The sequence below is a fragment of the Syntrophales bacterium genome (assembly GCA_023229765.1).
GTDB lineage: Bacteria > Desulfobacterota > Syntrophia > Syntrophales > UBA5619 > DYTH01.
On record JALNYO010000043.1, the window covers coordinates 1 to 22,578 of the forward strand.

A 22,578-nucleotide genomic window follows, 5' to 3' on the forward strand; every position below is an offset into this window, starting at 1 on the left:
AGCTTTTTCCTCTCTGAACCGGAAAAGAGCAGCGCCTCCGTATCGCACTCCAGTTCCAGAGCGGTGTACTTGTCCAGGTTGGGAACTATGCTTGCCATTTTCTTGATATAGGTAATCGTTTCCGGAGATCTTTTGGCAAGTTCCGCGGCCGTCGCTGCCGTTTCCGCCATCAATTTTTCCGGAGGCACAACCCTGTTTACCAAACCAATCCGCAACGCCTCCTTGGCGCCGATTGGCTCGCCCAGCATCGTAAGTTCCTTGGCCTTGGCCATTCCCACGAGCCGGCGTAGCGGGTCAAAAAGGGGATTTAACCCGAACTTAAGCTCGGGATGGCCGAAAATCGCACTTTCCGAGGCGATGATCAGATCGCAAACCGTGATCAGATTGAAGCCTCCCCCCAGAGCCACGCCGCCTACAGCGGCAATGACCGGTTTGGGAAAGGAGTATATCTTCTTCAGAGTCCTGAAAATTGAATTAAAATATTGTTTTATTTCCGCATCCGGTATGACCGACAGCTCTTTGAGATCCACTCCCGCTGAAAAAACATAATCGCCGCCAGTGAGAACAACAACATTCACATCCCTGTCTTCCTCAAGGAGAATGAAGCAATCCTCCAAATCCTTGCGCATCTCTTGAGAAAGCGCATTCAACTCCGCCGGCCTGTTCAGCTTTACGATTGCATACCCTGCATTTTTTTCTACAAGAATTGTCTTAAAGATCATGAGGGCCTCTGTCTCTTTACTGCAACAGATATAAAGCTCCTGTCGAATCTGCCTTATTCCCGCTGACAGCTTCAACCAGACTTGATGCCATGCTCCCGGATAAATAATTCAGGAAGCCCACCTTCTTTTTCGCACCATGAACTATTTCCGGTTTTCCTTCCAGGCCGGCGAGTCGCCCGGCGAGCATAACTGCATCCTGAAAGCTGCCAAGGCCGTCAACAAGCCTGCGTTCTTTTGCCTGTCTTCCTGAAAATACACGTCCATCGGCAATTTGGCGCACTTCTTCCAGGGAAATCTTGCGATTTTTGGCAATAACCTGCACAAACTGATCGTAAATATCGTCAACAATTCCCTGGATAAGGGTCTGCTCTTCCGCCGTCATTTTTCTTGTCGGCGATCCGATATCCTTGAATTTTCCGCTTTTTATCACATGGGAGCTGACCCCGATCTTCTTCATCAACTCCTCCACGTTCGCGTAATGCATGACCGCGGAAATACTTCCCGTTATTGTCCCCGGATTGGCGAGAATGCGATCCGCGGCCACGGCGATCAGGTATCCGCCAGAGGCCGCAACCGCTCCCATTGACACTACAACCTTCTTCTTTTTTTTGAGTTCGAGAACCGCCTGATAGATCTCCTGAGATGGGGCTACCCCACCGCCGGGAGAATTAATCCTCAGGACGACGGCGCGAACCCTTTGATCGTCGGCAAATTCCTGCAGTTGTTCAACGATCTCCTCGGAATCGCTGATAATCCCCTCAATCGGCACGACCCCTACCTGACCCTTTAAAGAAAATGAATGCCGGCCAGCGGCAAAAATCCCCAATCCATAAACGAGGACGACCGAGGCGAGTCCTATACACGCCAGCAAAACCACTCCCAATATAACCGGGTGCTTTCTCATATATCAAAGGGCTTTTCGAGAGCTAATTATCTGTATCAACGATCTTTATATCAGCAAGCGCCTGACTGAGACTCGAGCCGATATTCTCCTGATTGTTTATATATTGATTGGCCTGTTTACCCTCAGAGCCCTTTGTCGAACTTGCCCCTGTTTCCAGATCCTTTATGCTCAGACGGATCTTTCTGCTTTTCGGATCTACATTTTTGACAACGGCCGAAACGACATCGCCAACGGAGAACAGCTCGGAAGAGGATTTTACCCTTTTGGAACTGAGTTCAGAGATGTGGACAAGCCCCTCCATCCCCTCCTCGATCTCAACAAAGACACCAAATTCAGTAATATTGGTGACCTTGCCGTTTACGATCGAGCCCGGCAGATACTTCTCGCTCAACTCTTCCCAGGGATTCTTTTCAATCTGCTTTAGTCCCAGAGAAAATTTCTCATGCTCGACATCGATGTTGAGCACCATCGCCTCAATAGTCTGACCCTTCTTGTAAATCTCGGCAGGTTGCTTTACCCGCTGCTTCCAGGAGATATCGGACAGGTGAATAAGTCCGTCAACCCCCTCTTCCACTCCGACAAAAATTCCGAAATTGGTAATATTCCTGATCACACCGGTAACGATGCTTCCCTCGGGATATCTCTCTTTGAGGGCTTCCCAGGGGTTCGCGGTTATCTGCTTCAAACCAAGGGAAATACGTTTGGTGTCGGTATTGATGTTAAGAACCATCACATTTATTACCTGCCCTATCGCCAATACCTTGGAGGGGTGCTTTACCTCCCTTGTCCAGAACATCTCCGACACGTGGATCAACCCCTCAACGCCTGGCTCGAGCTCAACAAAAACGCCGTAATCGGTAATGTTTACCACCCTTCCCTCAACAACAGCGCTTACCGGATACTTTTCCTTAATCGTTTCCCAGGGGTTTTCGGTCAACTGTTTGAGGCCAAGCGCCACGCGCTCCTTCTCCCGGTCAAAGGAGAGAATCTTTACCCTGATCCTTTCCCCCTTGGAAAAGTGGTCGGCGGGACGGGTTATCCTGCCCCAGGAAATGTCGGTCACATGCAGCAGACCGTCTATTCCGCCCAGGTCGATGAAAAGACCATAGTCGGTTATGTTTTTGATCACGCCCTCGACAATCTTGCCCTCTTCGATATTCAGGAGGGTTTCAACCTTCTCCGCCTCCCGGTCTTTTTCCAGGATCGACCTCCTGGAAAGAACGACATTGTTGCGCTTGCGATCGTACTTTAAAATATTAAACTCTAATGTCTGGCCAACATAGCGGTCGAGATCCCGGACTGGACGAACATCAACCTGCGAACCAGGCAGGAATGCGGGAATCCCAATATCAACAGAAAGGCCGCCTTTCACCCTTTCGATGACAATGCCTTTCATGGGGGCGTTTTGCTCGCAGGCAATCTTGACATCATCCCATATCTTGATTTTGGCAGCTTTATCGCGGGACAGAACAAGGTTGCCGTCCTGATCGCGGCGATCGACAAGAACCTCAATCTCGTCCCCGATGTTAAAGACAACATTGCCATTTTCGTCGCTTATCTCCCGAGCGGGGATATACCCTTCCGTCTTCCACCCCACATCCACCATAACGGTGTCGGTGTTGATCTGCACAATTTTGCCGATCAAAACATTGCCCAACTGTACGGATTGAAGGCTTTGCTCGTAAAGCTCCTTAAAATCCATGCTCTCTTCTTTTTCTCCGGAAAAATCATCTACATTCTCAACAACTTCTTTTTCCCCGGTTACATCGTCTGCCTGCTGTTTCAAGATTTCGTTACCGTCGTCAACCATTAACCCAATACCCCCTGAAGATTTATAATTTTAGAACCGTTTGGCCAGATATCATACGAATTTTAAATTATCAAGGAATTTCAAATAAAAAACGATCCGGCCATTTTTGTTCTCGATCTGATTTTCAAAAATTGAGGTGTCGTTCTATTGCAAGAGACATAATTTCGACAATTTCGTCAATCGATTTGTCTGTGGTATCAATAACAACGGCATCCATAGGAATGACGAGCGGAGAAATTGTCCGCTCGCTGTCCTGACGGTCGCGGTTGATAATATCCTCTTCAACGTCCAGAGGATTTACCGGCTCACCCTTAGCGATAAGCTCCAGGTACCTTCTTCTGGCCCTTTCCTGCACAGAGGCCTCCAGATAGAATTTGACCTCGGCCTCTGGAAATACAACCGTTCCCATATCCCGTCCTTCCGCGACAACCCCTCCTTCGGCGCCGATCTTTCTCTGAATATCGAGCAGGTTTTTTCTGACGGCGGGAATTGCGGAGATTTTCGAGGCGAGCAGACCGATTTTCTCTGTGCGGATCAACGTGGAAACATCCCTGCCATTTGCCGAAATGCGGAAAACCCCCTTTTGGTTTCCTACTTCTATCCGGGCATCACTGGAGATCTCCGCCGCGCTTTCTTCGTTTTTTTCTCCCGGGTGCTCATCTACAAGAAACGCCAACGCCCGGTAAAGCGCTCCGGTATCGAGATAAAAAAACGAGAATCGCGCCGCTAACAGCTTGCTGATCGTACTCTTTCCCGCACCGGCAGGACCATCAATCGTAACGACAGGTTTTTTTCTCATAATTTTTTAACTCTCAGCAATAAAAGGGGAAATGAAAATGACGCCGCGGCAACCCCAAGGGAGTCAAACAAAACGTCAAACAAGGAGGAGTCCCGACCAGGGACAAATGATTGATGCCATTCATCGGTAAACGCATAGATGATGCCGACAAAGATCGTTGCTATCAACGCGCGCCTTTTCCCCGGAAAACCTTCGACGTTTGCAAACCAGCGATACAAAAGAGCCCCCAGCATGAAATACTCGATAAAATGGATTATTTTGTCAAAACCAAAAAAAGAGGGGAGCTCTTCGGGAAACCTCGAAAGGGAGGAAAGGAAAAAAATAAGAGAGGCATAAGCAACAGCAGGACCGCCAAGATAAATCCATTTCAGAAAACGATTTTGAATGCCAGGAATCATAATTGCCACAGTGCCTCCATTTATTCCAATATCTCTTATCCTCTGCTGCAGGCTTTCGCTTTCGCTTTCGCCCTCCAACGCAAAGACTTTCCGCTATCCCATGCGACTGGAAGCCGTGCAAAACTCACAATATTTACAAGAAGCAAAGGGATTGAGCCTATAGCATATCGCGTATGAAACTTTCAAGCCTGCTTCCAAGTTAAAGTTGAGATTGATTATTAACTGCAAAAAGGGGTAATAACAGCTTCCCTTAATAATAAAAACGGTGAATGGTATGAAAATGAGTGCAAAAAAAATCAGAGAATTACCGAAAACCTTTTTTTTGTTTCTTATCCCTGTGCTCGTCCTGCTTTACACCCCCCTCGCGATGGCATCATTCACGCTCGATGATGAAAAAAAGCTGGGAAAAGAATTTTACGATAAACTGGAGAAAAACGAGCTTCTTCTGCATGACGACAAGGCAGCCGCGTATTTGAACAAACTGGGAAAACTTATTTTGTCTCACAGCGACAAGCTACCCTTCGATTACCGCTTTTCAATAATCCGCAGTTCGGGGATTAACGCCTTTGCCACCCCGGGCGGTTATATCTATGTAAATCAGGGGTTAATTAATCTTGCCGAAAATGAAGGCGAGCTGGCCGGGGTGCTGGCGCACGAGATTGCCCATGTTAACGGCAGGCATGTCGCCGAAATGATTGATCGCTCGAAGAAACTTAACATCTCAACCCTCGCGGCGATAATCGCCGGCGCTTTTCTCGGGGGCGGTGGCGATCTCACCGCCGCGGTAACCAGTTTTTCAGTTGCTGCCGCAACATCCCTTTCACTGCAGTACAGCCGGGAACATGAAGAAGCGGCCGATCGCGGCGGGCTTTCCTATCTTGATGCCGCAGGCTATAACGGCAAGTATATGCTCGATTTCCTCAGGGTCATGCGAAGATACGAATATTACTCAAGCACGATTCCGTCATATTTTTTTACCCATCCCGGAACTGAAGAGAGGATAGGCTATATCGACGCCCTGCTCCAGACAACCTACAAAAAGGGCGGGGCGGAACAGATTATCGGCGGTCTAAAAAGAATCCAGACCATTCTGCGACTGCAAGGAGAGGACTCGTCTGCCAACCTGAAATTCTTCAAGGAGGAAATAGCGTCTGACAAGAATAATCTTGACGCCCTGTACGGTCTTGCCGTTACAGAGGGAAAAATCGGGATGGCAAATGAAGCAGTTGAACATTTCCAAAGAGCGCTTGCCTTGAACGGCAAAGATCCCGATATCCTCCGCGACTTTGGAATCTCCCTGTTCAAGCTGGGAAAGTTTCCCGAAGCGGCTCCCTATCTGCGCCGGGCAATAGTTGTCAGCCATGACGACGCCACGGCTAATCTATATTTAGGAAAAACCCTTCTGGCAACCGGCAATGTTGCCGAGGCAATCGATCTTTTAAAGGAGCTGGAGAAAAAGCACCCTGCTGATCCTGATGTCTGCTACGACCTTGCGGTCGCGTACGGAAAGGCCAGCGAAAAAGGCCTGTCCCATTATTATTTCGGCCGCTATTTCAGAATGAAAGAAAAGAAGGAAAGCGCCCTTTTTCACTTCCAGGCAGCCCTGAAGGAATTGCCCGCCAATGAAGAAAAAGCTGAAGAAATCCGAAAAGAAATAGACTCACTTAAAAGTCCGGCGCACAGCAAACAACCGCCAATATCCTTAAATCATCCGGCGACGTCTTTTTTCGCCGCTAAGGGCCTGTCCACAAATAACCTGGGCAAGATTGCGCTCAGATTTGGGTTGGATTTGGTTGCGGCGATTGAACAAAACCGCAAACGTAGCAACGCTACGTTGAGGATTTTGTGATTGAGCCACAGCCAAAGATGGCCCAAAGATGAGATGCAAGATGTTCAGGTTATTTGTGGACAGGACCTAACTCACGAAGCGCGTATTCTTCGTGCAACCCCTCTTTTTTAAACAGCTCAAAAATATCCGGATCTATATGCAGCTCTTTTGCCATCTTTTCCATGATGCCCATCGTTTCGGAAAGGGTGTTACCCTTCTTGTAGGGTCTGTCCGAAGCTGTAAGCGCCTCGAAAATATCCGCCAGGGCGATGATTCTTGCCTGCAGGGGAAGCTCCTCCGCGGTAAGCCCCCTCGGGTAGCCTCTGCCGTTGAGCGTTTCGTGATGGGATGATGCATAATGAGGCACATGCTTCATTTTCTCGGGGAAGGGCAGTTGTAAAAGGATATTGTTCGTCATCGCGGCATGATTCTGGATAATTTCCCGTTCCTTTAAGGTCAGTGTGCCTCTGCGTATGGAAAGATTTTCAACCTCTTCCGGAGAAAGCAGAGGCTGGGCCTTTCCATCCATTGGAAATGTTGTCATCCCGATCTGCCGGAGGCGGGCAATCATTTCATCAGACATGAACTCGCCGCCTTCGTTCGTCTTCATCAGAAAGCTGAATTCGTCCCGAAGCTTTTTCTCCATTTCGTCTTGTTCTGGATAATAGCCCGAATTCAAGATCGCTTTATTCTCCGGCTCTCCTATCAATGTCTCCAATTTATGAAGGTTGAACTTTGTTTTGTACAATTCAATCCGCAGCTTAACAATTTCAATCCGGTCAACAATAGTCTGCAGTTTTGTTTCCTTATCGATAATATGTTCCGGGGTTGTAATCTTTCCTACATCATGCAGCCAGGCAGCGGTTTGCAGTTCTTTAAGCTCGTCCTCGGAAAGCTCAATTTCTGCGAAATGCCCCTCTTTCGCCGCGTTGATTTTTCCGGCAATCTGCATCGTCAATTCCGCGACCCGGCGCACATGCCCGCCGGTGTAAGGCGATTTTTCGTCTATCGCCACGGCGATGGCTCGGATAAAAGATTCCAGCAGATCCTGGAGTTCTTTAATCAAACGTTTGTTGGAAAGGGCGACGGCCGCCTGGGAGGCAAATGATTCTGTTATTTCGAGGCTCACCGGCGAAAAGGAGCTGACACTGCCGCCCTCCATCGCATTCAACAACTGCAAAACGCCGATTACTTCATCTTCATGATCCTTCATCGGCACAACCAGCATCGACCGGGAGCGGTAGCCGGTGTGGCGATCAAAATTTCTTGTTCCCTGAAAGTCAAACCCCTCCTGTTGATAAACATCCTCAATGTTGACGGTTGTTTTCGTCAACGCAGCATGGGCGCAGACGTGGTGGTGATTGGGGGAACCATCCGCATCACGAAGTGGTATAGGCTTCCATGTTATTTTTTCCCCTTTTCCCCCCATTTTTATTTTCAGACTGCTCGTCTGGACAATGGCAAACTGTAGCTCCGTCTTGTCGTCCGACATGATGTAGAGGGTACCGCCGTCCGCATTCGCAAGTTCCTTCGCCTCTTCCAAAATCATTTCCAGCAGACGCTCGATGTTTCGCTCGCCGGAAAGGGCTGTCCCGATTTTTGTAAATCTATGTAAAAGCTTTATATTATCTTTTGTAAGATCATCAAGGACTTCGCAAGACTGCACTGCAGAAGCATCTGCAGGAAGGTCTCTCCGCGTCGTTAGATTATCCCGGTCCCCAATTGTTGCCATGGAAAAATCGCCTCTGCTTATTATCGGCTTAATACAGAAGATCAGCGCCTAACACAGGAAATCAAAGCTTAGTTCAGCGGATAATAACACGCAGCTCTTCAGATTCAAACTCTTTTTTAAAAGCGGAGAATTCTTCAGACAAATAGGTTTTTTTGGTAAGAAAATCGCTGTTCAGTGTTTTAGAGGGAACAAACCCCTGTAAAACGTAGAATCTTGCCCCTTTTATCAAATTTACGACCCGGACCAGGTCATCATGATCCAGCAGCGAACGGACAACCGTGGTTCTGAATTCATGTTCAGCCCCCGCGGCAATTATAAGCGCTATGCTCTTCTGAATCTTGCCGGGGTTAACATCAACGCCGGCAATCCGGCGATATTTATCGAGCGGCCCTTTTACGTCCATCGCCCAGAAATCGACAAGCCGCCTTTTTATCAGCTTTTCGATTACCTCCGGGTTGGAACCGTTGGTGTCCAGTTTTACAAGATACCCGAGTTCCTTTACCTTTTGCAGAAAATTTTCAAGGTCCGGTTGCAGCGTCGGCTCGCCTCCTGTTACCGATACCGCGTCCAGTCTGCCTTTCCTCTTTTCCAAAAAACAGAGAACATCCTTTTCAGAAAAAACAGGCCCGTATCTTTGCGGATCAACAAGCTCGGGGTTGTGGCAGTAAGGACAACGGAAATTGCAACCCTGGGTGAAAATGATCGCGCAGATTCGCCCAGGGTAATCTATCAGTGAAAATTTTTGCAGTCCCCCGATTTTGATTTTCAGAACGCGTATTCCTTTCGAAGATTGTACTCTTCCTTCTTGCCCTTGTTCCACTGCTTGACCGGGCGCAGATACCCGACAACGCGGGAGTAAATCTCGCACTCTTCCCCGCAGGTCGGGCAAGTCTCCTGCTCGCCCGTGAGATATCCATGCTCCGGGCAGACGCTGAACGTTGGGGTAAAGGTAACATACGGCAGATGATAATTCGTGCAGATCTTTTTAACTAACTCCCTTACCGCCCGGTAATCGGAAATGCGTTCCCCGGCGAAGGTGTGAAACACGGTGCCGCCGGTGTACTTACACTGAATTTCGTCCTGCAGGTCAAGGGCCTCGAAGACATCGTCGGTATAGTTTACCGGCAGTTGAGTGGAATTCGTATAGAACGGCTCCGCCTTCCGGGCGCTGATATTTTCTTCATCGGCGCAGATAATCTCCGGGTATTTCTCCTTATCGATTTTCGCTAAGCGGTAAGAAGTTCCCTCGGCGGGGGTCGATTCCAGATTGTAGTTGTTCCCGGTCTCTTCCTGGAATTTTACGAGCCGCTCACGCATGAAATCCATAACTTTTTTTGCAAAGCTCTGTCCTTCCGGGGTTGTAATGTCCTGCCCCAAGAGGTTAAGGCACGCCTCGTTCATTCCCACCAGCCCAATCGTGGAAAAGTGATTTTTCCAGTACTGGTCGAAGCGTTCCTTGACGCTACGCAGATAGTACTTCGTGTAGGGATACAGGTTGTTTTCGGTGAAGCTTTCCAGAACCTTGCGCTTTATTTCCAGGCTTTCACGAGCAATGTCCATCAGGCTGCCCAGTCTTTCCAGAAATGACTCCTCCGTATCGGCAAGATAGCCTATTCTCGGCATGTTTATCGTGACCACCCCAACGGAGCCGGTCAGGGGATTGGAGCCGAAAAGCCCGCCGCCGCGCTTTTGCAGCTCGCGGTTGTCTATCCGCAGCCGGCAGCACATACTGCGGGAATCCTCCGGATTCATGTCCGAATTGATGAAATTGGAAAAATAGGGGACGCCGTACTTGGCAGTCATTTCCCAAAGTCCGTTAAATTTCGGGTCTCCCCAGTTAAAACCCTTTGTAATGTTGTAGGTAGGAATCGGAAAGGTAAAAACCCGTCCTTTGGCATCGCCGTTGGCCATAACTTGCAAAAACGCCTTGTTGAAGAGGTCCATCTCCTCCTGAAACTCTCCGTACGTCTCTTTCTGGAGTTCTCCGCCGACGATAACGCTTTTCTCGGCATAATAGCTGGGAACCTGCACATCGAGCGTCACATTGGTGAAGGGGGTCTGAAAACCCACCCGGGTCGGCACGTTGATATTGAAGATGAACTCCTGCAGGGCCTGCTCGACCTCCTTGTAGCTGAGCTTGTCATAGCGGATAAACGGGGCCAGAAGCGTGTCAAAATTGGAAAAGGCCTGGGCGCCGGCCGCTTCCCCCTGCAATGTATAGAAAAAATTCACCACCTGCCCCAGGGCGCTGCGCAGATGCTTCGCCGGCTTGCTTTCCACCTTGCCGGAAACCCCCCGGAACCCCTCCATGAGCAGATCGTACAAATCCCAGCCGACACAGTAAACGGAAAGCAGGCTCAAGTCGTGGATATGAAAATCACCTTCCGAATGGGCCTGGCGAACCTCCGGCGGGTATATTTCGTTTAACCAGTAAGTCTTGCTGATCTCGGAGGAGATGTAGTTGTTGAGTCCCTGCAGCGAATAATCCATATTGCTGTTTTCGTTTATTTTCCAATCGGTTCTGTTCAGGTATTTATCGACCAGATCCATCTGCATCCGGTTTGTTATATCCCGGAGGCGGGCGTGCTGATCGCGGTAGATGATGTACGCCTTCGCGGTTTTCTTGTAGGAAGAAGAGAGCAGCACCTCCTCGACAATGTCCTGAATCTCTTCGACCGTTGCGGCGTTGCCGTCAAAAACCTCTTCCGCCAGATTCAGGGCGCGAATGGTCAGTTTTTTTGCCGCCTTGTGATCAAATTCTCCGGTCACCGCGCCCGCCTTGGCGATCGCATTGGTGATCTTTTCCGCATCAAATTTTACCAGTCTTCCGTCCCGTTTTTTTATCTGTGTCGGCATTAAGGCCCCCTTAATTTTTCGCTGAATGTGAAAAGTTCGTTATTAAAGAAACGCAACATGTTGTAGATTGGTGTTCTTAATATCACCATATATAGATAAGTCAAGCAAAATTTTTCTCCTGCATCGTAAAAATATAAAAAACTATCATGTGAGGTAATTGCAAAACTTCGTGTCATGCCCGAATGCTTTTGTCGGGCATCCATGATTTCAAATAGTTAAAAACTGGATTCCCGCCCAGAAGCGTCGCGGGAATGACAGAATTGCGAGTTTTGCAATTAGCTCACGTGCAAAGAGGTTTTGCCAAATTGCAAAGAGGTTTTGCCAAATTATTAAGGGCGGTTCCGGAGAAACAGCTCGCTCCGCGCACTCTGCATGATCGTGCCGCCGAATTAGTGGATGGCGGCGTAAGGGATATTCTCACCCGTGCCAATGGCGACGGCGTTCTTGCCCAATAACTGGAAGCGGATGGAGCCGATTAACGCTGTTTGCAGCAGCCCCGGATTGTCTAAATAATCGGCAAAAAGGTAGCTTTTTTTCTGTCTTAGAAATCATACCATTATAACGATAGAAAGACGGAGTGGTTCTGTCAAGGAAAAAGGGAAATTGCCTGCGGTTGAACCGTTTCTCCGCGCTGTTTCTCCACGCTTGACTTAATCCGTACAAAAGAGTATCTGCCCCTCACGATTTAAAGCAGAGGAATTTTGAATGGTTTTATGAGGATCCTTATGTGCTTTGTTTTGTAAGAGAAAGTTGTTCTATCACGGAGTGAGTTTGAAAATATCCGAATAAAAAATGAGGAGAACAAAGGTAAAATGCGACTGTGGAAAATCATTGCGATAGTAATGTTCCTGTCTCTCCAAGGCTGCATCGGTGTCGTACCGGTTCCGGACGGCCAGAGTGGAGGCAGAGTTTATGAACCACAAACACCACCGCCGATCGTATTTGAGGGATATCCGGATGTGATCGTCATGCCGGAGACAGATGATGTTTACGTCGCTCCCGATATCGATATGGACTTGTATTTCTGGAATGGCTGGTGGTGGCGTCCATGGGAAGGTCGTTGGTATCGCTCACTGTTTCATAACCGGGGATGGATTTATTATAACGATATCCCAAGTTTCTATTTTGATGTGGACCCAGGTTGGAAAACAAATTACAGAGACCATTATTGGTATGGGCATCGGTGGAACTATGAACGGATCTCTCACCAACGACTTCAACAGAACTGGAAAAACTGGCAAAAGGATCACCATTGGGAAAGGCAAGGAAATTGGGGTGTACGGAACTATCAACCCCGGCCACAACAACAGAGACAGGAACTAAGACAACAAAGACAGCGTCAATATCAACAGAGACCCGAGATTAGGCAGCCGCAGCGGCAGCATGAGATCCCGCCGCCCCAGAGGCAAATAGAGGTTCAGCAACCACAGAGAGAGCCCGAGGTTCGGCAGCCGCAGAGGCAACCTCCGGTTAAGCAGCCACAAAGGCAACACGAGGTTAAACAGCCGCAGGGGCAACCCGAGACTCAACAACCCAAGGAACAGATTCCGGGTCAGCAGGCGCCACAGAGCCAGCATCAGGTTCGGCAGCAGCCCAAGGGACAGCCTCAGGTTCGGCAACCGCAGAGGCAACCTCCGGTTAAGCAGCCACAAAGGCAACCCGAGGTTAAACAACCGCAAGGGCAACCCGAGACTCAACAACCCAAGGGACAGATTCCGGGTAAGCAGGCGCCACAGAGCCAGCCTCGGGTTCAGCAGCAGCCCAAGGGACAGCCTCAGGTTCGGCAGCCACAAAGGCAACCCGGGGTTAAACAACCGCAAGGGCAACCCGAGACTCAACAACCCAAGGGACAGATTCCGGGTAAGCAGGCGCCAAAGAACCAGCCTCGGGTTCAGCAGCCGCCAAAGAACCAGCCTCTGGTTCAGCAGCCTAAAAGCCAACCCCAGGAGCAAGTTCAGCCGCAGCAACAATCTCAGCCTAAAGTAAAACCTGAAGCTGAGGAGGGAGAAAAACAGGATAAAATGTAGGATGGCAATAAGTTCGCCCGACCATAATCCTTAGTTGGAAGCCGAAAACGCCGGTGAGCATTGTCAGCAATGAATGGGGTAATTTACCGGCAAGAAGCGGATGTAGATTTATTGGCGGGTTAATCAACTTAAATTAAAGAAACAATGGTTTCTATGACAATCAACGATCAGGAGAGCTCGATGAAAAAAATGGGTTTAATCGTATTACTTTTTGCTTTTATTGTAGGTTTCACAACATTTTCGTATGCCCAGAGAAGAGGTCCGGAAGGCGTACAAAATTTAAATCAGAGGATTAGGAATGCACATACTGGCATTGAAAGAGGGATTCGGTCCGGAGCGCTGACAAGAGAAGAAGCCAATAGGCTTAAGAATGATCTGGATTATGTGCTCAATGAAGAAGCACGGATGAGAGCAGACGGAAGACTTAATAATCAAGAGAGACAGCGTCTTGATCAGGAATTGGACCGATTGGAAAGACATATTGCCAGCTTAAAGCATAATGCAGGTCGTGCAACTTCTTCGGGTAGTGGAAGACCAAATGATCCTTTCATCGGAGTAACCTATATCCCTGCCGGACCTATTTGGAATGATAACCAGGCTCGGATGAAATGTCCCGAAGTATGCAGTAATTTTGGTGGATGGTCTCAAAACTCTGGAGGATCATGGTATACAACCATCCCCGGAAGGATGAGCGTCTGCCGCTGTAACATCGACAGCGGATTACAAACCATTATGGCTCCCGGCACCATTTGGGAATAATAATCGTAAAGCAGACAGACCGAAGGATCTGTGGCGAAAACCAGATTCCGATCGGGTAACTTGGTTTTGCTGCATTATCTGCATGCACGTGGAAAAAACATGGATTCCAGCAGCCATAATTGCACGTGCATCTGTTTTTGCTTGACAGGGGTATTTCGCATCTGTTTTGCAACGAAAAGCAGGGGTTGGCGATGCGATTTGGTTCAGCTCACCTTTTTTGGTTGAGCCACCCGGCAAGATGGGCAGAAATGACACCGCTTGCAGGAAAATGCCAGCAAACATTAGCTCCGCTGATTTTTCGAATTCATGGCCGCAATCTTTCCATTTCACACGGGCAAACCCGTTGTGCAAATTACCGCAATCAAGATGGGGGTGTATCGCCTGCTCGATATAGGGCCGCCTGAACCCTTACTGCTGTGAGAAATGTTCATCATAGATTTGGATAAAGGTCTCAAAATAGTCCTCTACGCAGCGGTGGTAATCAGAAGACTGTAAAAGGCCACTCTCACTTGCCTTTCTCCGGTGAGCATTGTATGTTTGCCAGTAAATGGAAAAAGAAAGGAACTTATCCGTAAATGGGAATTGAACAGCTTCAGGAATTATCCTTGAAAGGTTTTATGGCGCAGGAGGAAGGCATGCGTTTGTATGAACTGGCGCGAGAGGCTTCCCGACGCGGCCCCTGCCTGGAAATAGGCAGTTATTGCGGAAAATCGACAGCTTATCTCGGCATGGGGTGCAGGGAGTCGGGGGGCATCCTCTTTTCGATTGACCATCACGAAGGCTCGGAGGAACAGCAGCCAGGGCAGGAATATTTTGATCCGGAACTGTTCAACGAAAAAACCGGTAAAATAGATACGTTCCCCATCTTTCGGAATGTCTTGCGCCAGATGTCCCTCACGGACGCGGTAGTGCCGATCGTCTCGAAATCCTCCGTCGCTGCCCGCCTCTGGAATACCCCGGTCAGCCTGATATTTATCGACGGGGGGCACACCTTCGAGGCTGCCTTTGCCGACTACAACTCGTGGATGTCGCACCTCCTGCCGGATGGCATTCTGGCAATCCATGACATTTTTGCCGATCGAACGCAGGGCGGCCAGGCGCCCCGGTGCATTTACAATCTGGCCCTCGACTCCGGCCTTTTTGCAGAGCTGCCGAGGACGGGAACGCTGGGGGTGCTGCAAAGAGCCTCCGGCGCCGCAATAACCGCCCGCGCGCGGCAAAAATGGGACGAAATGAATCGCTGACGGCTGTCTCCTGTACTTTCCGGCACTGACAAGTGCAACCTGCAAGGCAAGCTAAATCTGCGTAAAGTTGGAGGGACGCGCTCCGTTGCGTCCGCAGCGATTCCCGTAAAATAACCAATTGTAAATCAATAAGCATACGTATTTTATAAACATTAAGCTGCGTTTTCAGGTGAAACGAGATCAACCCCCGACAACTGTTTCCTGCGACTCGAATTTGTTTTGGTTGTTATGAGTCCAGCACCAGACGAAGGAATCTTCAGAAAACATAGCGCAAAGATAACCTTTTTCAATAAAATCACCTACCGTTTTCCGGATCAATTCTCCCTCGATTCCGGTTGCAGTTTCGATCCGCCGGCAAAGCTCTTTTTCCGCAAAGCCGCTGTCGGCACAATTTTCGACAACCCCCAGATTTTCAATCAGGTCTTCCGATAGCAGGCGATAAACAAGCTTCATCCGGAGGCAAACGCTTCGGTTTCCCGGAGCGTCTCCAGCGTCTCTCCAGGGAGGCCGGCAATAAATGAAGCATACGAAATAATTATAACTTCACGACAAAGAGAAACCGCCTGCCGCACCTGGTTGGATTACTCAATGTGCCATGTTCCCCATGTGGATGGGTTGGACGTCGAGGCGGATGATGGCCAAAACTTCCATTTTGTTCGTGTATCGGTTACATCAAAAGCAACCCCGATATCTCTTGCCGCTCCGGAAACAAGCCCGAGTTTTTCATATTCGATTCGTACTTCCACAGTGCCGGGAGTAGCAAGGGGAAAGATGTTTCCCGACCATCCCAATTTGGATCGATTGCAGGTACTCCAAATATTGTATCCACCCCGCATTTCGCAATTGTTATAGGAAGAATGAAACCACCAGTCATCCGACTTCCATGATGAACTTTTATCGTTGTTTATGTCCAGGCGGATTTCCGGGTAGAGTTCGCCCGACTGTGGTTTCAGATTGGTGAAGGCGACATACAGGTTATCGACATCGTTTTTGTAGAATACCTTTACAACCCAGCCTTCTTCCACCGTTATTTCTGCTGTTTTCGCATCATCCCATTCTCCCGACGCAGGTATGCCGTCAATCTTCGGCGGGGCATGAAGCGGCATTTCTCGCACTTGGGAAATGCCTTGCATATCATAAACGGCTTCCTCTGTGCCTATTTTCCCATTACCATTCACATCACCAGATTTATAGACAATTGCCTCGGATATGACTCCGGCAGGAATTCCGATTGCCAAAATTGCATCGGCAAGATCAATCTTCCCGTCGCCGTTGATGTCTCCTCTAAAAGTCGGCAGCGATGAAAGTTGGAAATCCGCATTGGTTGTTTGTGCAGTAGTCACATTAACCTTTGAGGCAGCGGCGTAGGACAAGGCGTTGTTGAAATATTTAAGCGCATAATCCGTCCCGCCGGTGTTTGCCTCGAGGCGGTAATCGCCCGAAGACAGTCCTGATATGGTATAGGAACCGTCGGGATTTGATTTCGCACACCCCCCGCCGCCGTAAGCGCCGGTTGAATAATTTTCAGCAGCAATCCAAACCCCCGCAACCGGGCTGCCATCTGATTCGCGTGTTACTTTGCCAGTGATTTTTCCTTTCTCCGCCAGTCCGAAATTGATGTTGGGTGTGGTCTGCCCTGCGGTTACCGTTACCGGCGCTGCAGAACTGCTGTCAGTAACATTGTCATAATACTCGGACAGATAGTCTGTCCCGTCCGCACTCACCTGAACATTATAACTCCCTGAAGGCCGATCCTTCCATCGCCGTTGACATCACCACCGATAGTGACATCCTTGCCTGTTGTATCCATACGCGAAGTGAAATCAGTTCCAGAGACAGATTTGTTGTGGTGCCACAGGGATAAAATATGTCTCTGACCCCGTTTCCCACAAAAAATATTTAGCCAATAATACATAAATGTGTTATAAACTAAACGTATGAGAGCATATACCGAACGACATATCCGACGCTCCGAGCTTTTCCAGCTCATTCTTCTCCAGCATCTGTACACACGACCTGAAAGCTCTCGCCTTGTCTTCCAGGGAGGCACGGCCATCCGCTGGTGTCACAACGGAGGCCGGTTTTCAGAGGACATCGATTTTGTTACGCATCTCGCAAGGCCCACGCTCGAAAGAATGATGCAGGCCATAGAGGCGCCGGTTGCCCGTGAATCCATTGCCCATTTCGGGCTGGGCCGTCTTACGCTCGCCCCTCGTGCCCAACGGGATGAAGAGGTGGCCTGGCGGGTGGCTTTTGAACCGCTAAACTCCCGGGACAGGATTATGGTAAGGATTGAATGCGAGCGACTGCAGGAAGGGGTGACTCCGGCGTCTGAACCCCGCGTGCTGGGAATGCAGCCTGCGGTATCCTACATGATCGCCAGGGGAGAGTTTCGCATTCCCCGCCCTAATTCGGTGATGGTGGTCGAAACCCTTGAAGAGATTCTTTCCGATAAGGTTCGGGCTTTGCTGGAACGCGCCTATCTGAAGGGACGGGACATCTACGACGTCTGGCATCTGCGGGAGCGACTGCATGTTCCGGTTGTCCGAGATGTGGTGGAGCGAAAGTTCTCCTGCTATGCGGCTCCGTTTATACTGAAGCGGACGCCCGAATGGTTTCAGAGCGCCGACAGCGATCTGCGGGATGCAATTGAGAATGATCTGGGGCGGTTTCTGTCACCGGAGGTCATGACGGCCTGCCGCAACGATGGCTATCGCCTGTTTCTGGATGCAGTGAAGGGGCTTTTCCGCGATCTGCGGGAAACGGGCGTGGTGATCCCGCCATGAGTACCATTGATATTCTCCAGGCCCTTCCTGTCCTCTTTCGCTCTGCCGATCTGCTCAAGTTTACCGGCAACGCCAATGTTTTTCTCACCCGTGCCCTGGAGCGCGGCTATATCACCCGGGTGACCCGTGGCGTGTATGTCAACAGCCGTCTGAAAGCTGAACCGTCTCTGGAAGAAGCGGCCTGTTTCGTACGCGCCCCTTCCTATATCAGCGCCGAGTGGGCTTTGCACAAGCACGGGGTAATCATTCAGGTTCCCACGGTTTGTACGGTTGTCACGCTCAGCACGGCTGTCGGCATTACCCGTAATCTCCACTGGCGCGGAGTCGCCATTGAGTACTCCCACATCTCCGATCGTCTCTATTTCGGTTTTGAAGCGCGGGATGGATTTAACCTTGCCATGCCGGAAAAGGCGCTGCTTGATTGCATCTATTATCGCAAGGCGGCGCCGTTTGAAGATGAACTGGAGTTGGAGGGAGTTGATACGGGACGTCTGCAAGAAATGGCGCAGTCGTTTCCTGTGAGAGTGCGGGAGATTGTTGGAAAGTTGGCGTGAAAAACGGGGAGCACTGTCGTCAGTTCATTAAGCTATATAGTTAACCTATGCCGGAGCTCCGGCATAGAATTTTGGTAAGCGATCATAAGGTACCCATTTTCAGCATTGAGTGAACGCTGGGGGTGCTGCAAAGAGCCTCCGGCGCCGCAATAACCGCCCGCGCGCGGCAAAAATGGGACGAAATGAATCGCTGACGGCTGTCTCCTGTACTTTCCGGCACTGACAAGTGCAACCTGCAAGGCAAGCTAAATCTGCGTAAAGTTGGAGGGACGCGCTCCGTTGCGTCCGCAGTGATTCCCGTAAAATAACCAATTGTAAATCAATAAGCATACGTATTTTATAAACATTAAGCTGCGTTTTCAGGTGAAACGAGATCAACCGCCGACAACTGTTTCCTGCGACTCGAATTTGTTTTGGTTGTTGTGCGTCCAGCGCCAAACGCAGGAATCTTCGGAAAACGTTGCGTAAAGATAGCCCTTTTCGATAAAGTCTCGCACCGTCTTCCTGATAAGCTCTCCTTCGATACCTGTGGCCGCTTCAATCCTGCGGCAAAGTTCCTCTTCGGCAGGGGCGGCAGGGACGCAGGAGGCTCCTGCCGAGGAATCAGCGCCCGCATCGAAATCTGCCCTATTGTTTTTGACAACCCCCAGATTTTCAATCAGGTCTTCCGATAGCAGGCGATAAACCAGCTTCATCCGGAAATGTCCCTCCACCTGCATGTCTATCTCCGGCGTGTTGGTTTTATTGTGGTAGCCCTGCACCATCTCTTCCCAGACCGTGGCGATCCTGCCCTCAAAATCCGCCACGAATTTATCCAGATCCGCAGGCTCAAGCGCCGCGGTTCTGACGATGGCCTTATTGGCGTCGTATTTTGTCCAGTCGTCGGTCATGATTTCGAGATCGTAATTTTCCACCTCTTCGCGAACGGTGGTTCCGGGAAAAGGGGCCAGCAGATGATAGCCGTACAGGGAACCGAGTTTGGAGGCGAACGCTTCGGTTTCCCGGAGCGTCTCCGGCGTCTCCCCGGGAAGACCGGCAATAAATGAAGTATGCGGTATAATTCCAACTTCACGGCAAAGGGAAACCGCATGCCGCACCTGGTCAAGGGTTATTTTTTTGCGGATGCGCTCCATCATCTCGGGATTTCCCGTTTCGACGCCGAAACTGATGCTGTCGCAGCCCGTTTCGCGCATCAGGATCAGGGTCTCTTTGTCAACGGTATTGACCCGCGCAAACGCGCTCCAGGAAAAGCGCAGTTTCCGGCGGATGATCTCATCGCATACCTCTTTAACCCTTTTGGGCGAGGAGACAAAAAGGTCATCCGCGACATTAATCCGGTCAATGCCGTAGGAAATGATCTGCTCAATCTCATCGACCACCAGAGAGGGGCTTCTTTTTCTTACAATGTTTCCGACCATCCGGCGGCCCTGGCAAAAGATGCAGGAATAGGGGCAGCCGCGGGAGGTGATTATGCTGATGGAATAACCAAGCGCCTGATATCGGGAAAGGGGAAGCAGGTGACGGGCCGGCAGGGGCAGTGCATCGATATCTTCAATAAAGGGTCTGGGTTCATTTACCTTTATCCCGCCGTCAACCCGGTAGGCGATTCCCCTGATGCCATCCATTTTTTGATGGCTCATACCCGTCGCCATCAGCTCGGCAATCGTTTCCTCGCCTTCGCCGATCACGATTATATCTATTCCCGGATATGCATGCAGCGATCTTTCCGCAGTAAAGGAGACATGGGGCCCGCCCATCATCGTGACAAGCGACGGCCTGTGCCTTTTTGCTTCGCAGACAATCTCCGCCGCTCCCGGAAAATTGAGCGTCACCGAGGTTGCCCCAAGGACGTCCGGACAAAAGTCGTCAAGCTGCGCCCGCAGCTTCTCCGGGGAATAACGGCTGACAATATAATCGAATATCCGCACCTCTGCCCCGGCGGCTTCGAAAGCGGCGGCCACATAAGTGACGCCGAGCGGCGGGGCGGGCGCCTCTTCCAGCGGATAGGGCGGTGCGACAATGGCGACCCTCATTAAATACCTCCTGATATTAGAATCTCATTAGCTAAATGCAAAACGTTTTGTCATGCCCGAAAGCGGAGCATAATGTACACAATGCTTTTGTCGGGCAGCCATGATTTAAGGCAGTTACAAACTGGATTATGAACATCAAGCTTCACTTTATGAACATTAAACTTCGTTTTCCCGCCCAGAAGTGTCGCGGGAACGACATAATTGGGACTTTTGTCTTTACCTTTCATTACTAAAAATACGGCTGTGTAGGGTGTGTTAACGAACTGGCAATACCTTTCCCTAATCACCCCGGCGCGGGAAAAGTAGGGAGCGCATCCACCCAAACCAGTTGTTGTTTTTCATAAATGCCCGATCTATTTCCTCGAATTGCGCGGCCAGCGCCTTGGGATCGGCGAGCCAGTCAGCTCGAGTTTTAATGGGCCGATCGGCATCGAGGTATTTTACGACCACTGCGGGATTGCCCGCGGCGATCACATTTTCGGGAATATCGCGCACAACCACGGAACCGGCGCCAATAATGCTGTTTTTCCCGATTCTTACCCCTTTGCAGACAATTGCGCTGTCCCCTATCCAGACATTATCCTCAATTTGGACGGGAAGAGTGTTGCCGACCGGAAGGCTTCTGTCGTAAACCCCGTGCCAGTCGGAATCGGTGATAAAAACCCCCTGGGCCAGCATGCAACTGGCGCCGATGAAGATTTTCGTGGCGGCGCTGATTCGCACGCCGGGACAGATAAGGCAATAATTTCCTATGTCTATTGTCCCCTTCTCTCCCATTGCCGACCAGACGGTCAGACGAATACGGCTGTCCGCAGTGGCAATAACCGTGCAGTAGTCGCCAAGGGTGACCGGACCGCCGAAAATCTCCACAAACCAGGGTTTCATAAAAGTGCATCCCCTGCCGAAACTTTCAAAATGGGGACGAAGAAACCAGTTTGCATATCTTTTCTGAAAATCCTGGTGCAGGCGTTTCATGATGTAGGGACGATGGTCTCTTCGCAATTTTTCAACCTTCCTGGCCATCCTTGGCAAATCCAGAATTACCAGCAACCGGGGAATCAGCCGGGAGTGGAAATCCTGCCCCAACGGGTCCTTTTTCCTTCCAGAATGAATGGTTGAAAATCCGCCCCGCCGGGGTTACGTTGTAGAGGGCGTCGCAGGCGAGGAGCACCGCTGCCGCCGTCCACGATGTTTTTTCCTCCGGCCAGATAACGCCGTCCGGAAAGGTCACCCCCATCCAGTAAGCGCCGTCATTGTACCTTTTGTCGATTATCCAGTTGAAGATGATCCGGGCCCGCTCTCTTTCTCCAATTGCGACAAGGGTTAGAACCAATTCCGACGCCTCGGCAATTGTCACCCACGGCCGATCGCTGACGCACCTCACTCCCCAATCAGGGACAACAAATTTCTCCCAAGAGCGGTCGATCCTGCTGCGTGCGTCCTCACCCTGAACGGCGCCGCAGAGAACCGGATAATACCAGTCCATCGAAAACCTTGCCTTCATCATGTTAAACAAATGCGGACGGCTGAGGATTGCCTCGCCAAGTTTGAAGAGCGCCGCCTCCCAGTCCGGGCGTCTTTTATCGAGAAGGGCGGCAACGGCGATTGCGCACTTGATGCTCATATAAATGGAGCTCGAGCCGGTCAGCAGAGCCATTGGATCAGTTACCCCCTCGCCGTTTTTTGCCCAGGCGACTTCACCCGCTTCCGCCTGCAGGCCGACGGCGTAATCAACCCCTTTTTCCATCGTCCGCCAGCAATAACGCAAAAACTGCAGATCCCCCGTAATCAGAAAAAAATGGTAAACGCCCACCGCCATGTATGAGGAAATATTGCTGTCTTTCGTCCTGTCTTCGGGAATCCCGTCCCTTGTCGCCGACCACCAGCTCCCGTCGGGAAGCTGAGTTTCCTGAAGCCATTGATAGGCCCTTTTTGCCTCATTAATGCGTCCGGCAACGGCAAGCCCCATCGCGCTTTCGACATGGTCCCAGGGATCGGTCTTTCCTCCTTTTGACCAGGGAATCTCGCCATTTGGTTTCTGCAAGCCGGCTATAAAGTCCGCAGTCAATTCCATCTCCACGGCTGAAGAGGGGGCAATATTTTGAGAAAATCGCACTTCCATCATA

The 22,578-nt window shown here is 50.2% G+C and carries 21 protein-coding genes and 1 pseudogene; 7 read left to right on the forward strand and 15 right to left on the reverse strand.

What is annotated here, in order from left to right; translation table 11 throughout:
• The 5 genes from M0P74_15680 to M0P74_15700 form a co-directional block, all read right to left on the reverse strand.
• On the reverse strand, positions 1 to 722 hold a 722-nt coding region (locus tag M0P74_15680), incomplete at its 3' end, for an enoyl-CoA hydratase/isomerase family protein (GenBank protein MCK9365028.1).
• Between the two features lie 16 nt (positions 723 to 738).
• Positions 739 to 1,593 carry a signal peptide peptidase SppA gene (gene sppA, locus M0P74_15685; protein ID MCK9365029.1) on the reverse strand — a complete coding sequence of 285 codons (855 nt, stop codon included), beginning with the start codon at positions 1,591 to 1,593 and terminating at the stop codon, positions 739 to 741.
• A 55-nt stretch (positions 1,594 to 1,648) separates the two neighbouring features.
• Entirely contained in the window at positions 1,649 to 3,436 is a 1,788-nt protein-coding gene (locus tag M0P74_15690; protein MCK9365030.1) for a 30S ribosomal protein S1, read from the reverse strand.
• Positions 3,437 to 3,560: 124 nt separating this feature from the next.
• A complete protein-coding gene (gene cmk, locus M0P74_15695) occupies positions 3,561 to 4,235 on the reverse strand; it encodes a (d)CMP kinase (GenBank protein ID MCK9365031.1) in 675 nt (224 codons plus the stop codon).
• Positions 4,232 to 4,633: a VanZ family protein gene (locus M0P74_15700; protein ID MCK9365032.1), complete on the reverse strand. Its 402-nt coding sequence runs from the start codon at positions 4,631 to 4,633 to the stop codon at positions 4,232 to 4,234. The genes cmk and M0P74_15700 overlap by 4 nt, the downstream gene beginning before the upstream one ends.
• Before the next feature lie 280 nt (positions 4,634 to 4,913).
• Between M0P74_15700 and M0P74_15705 the strand changes: the two genes are divergently transcribed.
• Positions 4,914 to 6,482, forward strand: coding sequence for a M48 family metalloprotease (locus M0P74_15705; protein MCK9365033.1), 1,569 nt, complete (start codon positions 4,914 to 4,916; stop codon positions 6,480 to 6,482).
• A 49-nt stretch (positions 6,483 to 6,531) separates the two neighbouring features.
• Here the strand turns inward: M0P74_15705 and M0P74_15710 are convergent, their stop codons facing one another.
• The 3 genes from M0P74_15710 to M0P74_15720 all read right to left on the reverse strand — a co-directional run bounded on the left by M0P74_15710 (position 6,532) and on the right by M0P74_15720 (position 11,049).
• Positions 6,532 to 8,193 carry a GAF domain-containing protein gene (locus tag M0P74_15710; protein ID MCK9365034.1) on the reverse strand — a complete coding sequence of 554 codons (1,662 nt, stop codon included), beginning with the start codon at positions 8,191 to 8,193 and terminating at the stop codon, positions 6,532 to 6,534.
• A 73-nt stretch (positions 8,194 to 8,266) separates the two neighbouring features.
• Positions 8,267 to 9,013, reverse strand: a complete 747-nt coding sequence (locus M0P74_15715; protein MCK9365035.1) for an anaerobic ribonucleoside-triphosphate reductase activating protein — start codon at positions 9,011 to 9,013, stop codon at positions 8,267 to 8,269.
• The gene (locus M0P74_15720; protein ID MCK9365036.1) at positions 8,959 to 11,049 is read right to left on the reverse strand and encodes a ribonucleoside triphosphate reductase; all 2,091 of its coding nucleotides are present in this window, start codon (positions 11,047 to 11,049) and stop codon (positions 8,959 to 8,961) included. Before M0P74_15720 ends, M0P74_15715 begins: the two co-directional genes overlap by 55 nt.
• 305 nt (positions 11,050 to 11,354) lie before the next feature.
• Between M0P74_15720 and M0P74_15725 the strand changes: the two genes are divergently transcribed.
• A complete protein-coding gene (locus M0P74_15725; protein ID MCK9365037.1) occupies positions 11,355 to 11,504 on the forward strand; it encodes a hypothetical protein in 150 nt (49 codons plus the stop codon).
• A 526-nt stretch (positions 11,505 to 12,030) separates the two neighbouring features.
• Positions 12,031 to 12,372: a hypothetical protein gene (locus tag M0P74_15730; GenBank protein ID MCK9365038.1), complete on the forward strand. Its 342-nt coding sequence runs from the start codon at positions 12,031 to 12,033 to the stop codon at positions 12,370 to 12,372.
• Here M0P74_15730 and M0P74_15735 read toward each other — a convergent pair.
• Positions 12,369 to 13,016 (reverse strand): hypothetical protein, encoded by a 648-nt coding sequence (locus M0P74_15735; protein MCK9365039.1) that lies wholly within the window; start codon positions 13,014 to 13,016, stop codon positions 12,369 to 12,371. The genes M0P74_15730 and M0P74_15735 overlap by 4 nt on opposite strands.
• A 240-nt stretch (positions 13,017 to 13,256) precedes the next feature.
• Here M0P74_15735 and M0P74_15740 point away from each other — a divergent pair, with 240 nt between their 5' ends.
• Positions 13,257 to 13,835 (forward strand): hypothetical protein, encoded by a 579-nt coding sequence (locus M0P74_15740; GenBank protein MCK9365040.1) that lies wholly within the window; start codon positions 13,257 to 13,259, stop codon positions 13,833 to 13,835.
• On the opposite strand, the gene M0P74_15745 is transcribed toward M0P74_15740, so the two are convergent.
• Positions 13,797 to 14,165: a hypothetical protein gene (locus M0P74_15745; GenBank protein ID MCK9365041.1), complete on the reverse strand. Its 369-nt coding sequence runs from the start codon at positions 14,163 to 14,165 to the stop codon at positions 13,797 to 13,799. The genes M0P74_15740 and M0P74_15745 overlap by 39 nt on opposite strands.
• A gap of 305 nt (positions 14,166 to 14,470) precedes the next feature.
• Here M0P74_15745 and M0P74_15750 point away from each other — a divergent pair, with 305 nt between their 5' ends.
• On the forward strand, positions 14,471 to 15,079 hold the full coding sequence (locus M0P74_15750) for a class I SAM-dependent methyltransferase (GenBank protein MCK9365042.1): 609 nt from the start codon (positions 14,471 to 14,473) through the stop codon (positions 15,077 to 15,079).
• A 180-nt stretch (positions 15,080 to 15,259) separates the two neighbouring features.
• Here M0P74_15750 and M0P74_15755 read toward each other — a convergent pair whose 3' ends face one another.
• Entirely contained in the window at positions 15,260 to 15,532 is a 273-nt protein-coding gene (locus M0P74_15755) for a hypothetical protein (GenBank protein MCK9365043.1), read from the reverse strand.
• A 128-nt stretch (positions 15,533 to 15,660) separates the two neighbouring features.
• The gene (locus M0P74_15760) at positions 15,661 to 16,803 is read right to left on the reverse strand and encodes a carboxypeptidase regulatory-like domain-containing protein (GenBank protein ID MCK9365044.1); all 1,143 of its coding nucleotides are present in this window, start codon (positions 16,801 to 16,803) and stop codon (positions 15,661 to 15,663) included.
• A 213-nt stretch (positions 16,804 to 17,016) separates the two neighbouring features.
• Here M0P74_15760 and M0P74_15765 point away from each other — a divergent pair, with 213 nt between their 5' ends.
• Both M0P74_15765 and M0P74_15770 read left to right on the forward strand, forming a co-directional pair.
• Entirely contained in the window at positions 17,017 to 17,865 is an 849-nt protein-coding gene (locus tag M0P74_15765) for a nucleotidyl transferase AbiEii/AbiGii toxin family protein (protein MCK9365045.1), read from the forward strand.
• The gene (locus tag M0P74_15770) at positions 17,862 to 18,419 is read left to right on the forward strand and encodes a hypothetical protein (protein MCK9365046.1); all 558 of its coding nucleotides are present in this window, start codon (positions 17,862 to 17,864) and stop codon (positions 18,417 to 18,419) included. The genes M0P74_15765 and M0P74_15770 overlap by 4 nt, the downstream gene beginning before the upstream one ends.
• Positions 18,420 to 18,793: 374 nt before the next feature.
• On the opposite strand, the gene M0P74_15775 is transcribed toward M0P74_15770, so the two are convergent.
• From M0P74_15775 to M0P74_15785, 3 genes and pseudogenes are all read right to left on the reverse strand, one after another.
• Positions 18,794 to 20,452 carry a B12-binding domain-containing radical SAM protein gene (locus M0P74_15775; GenBank protein MCK9365047.1) on the reverse strand — a complete coding sequence of 553 codons (1,659 nt, stop codon included), beginning with the start codon at positions 20,450 to 20,452 and terminating at the stop codon, positions 18,794 to 18,796.
• A gap of 432 nt (positions 20,453 to 20,884) precedes the next feature.
• Positions 20,885 to 21,031: pseudogene (lacA, locus tag M0P74_15780) on the reverse strand (galactoside O-acetyltransferase).
• Between the two features lie 427 nt (positions 21,032 to 21,458).
• Positions 21,459 to 22,577, reverse strand: coding sequence for a hypothetical protein (locus tag M0P74_15785; protein MCK9365048.1), 1,119 nt, complete (start codon positions 22,575 to 22,577; stop codon positions 21,459 to 21,461).
• Position 22,578: the final 1 nt, after the last annotated feature.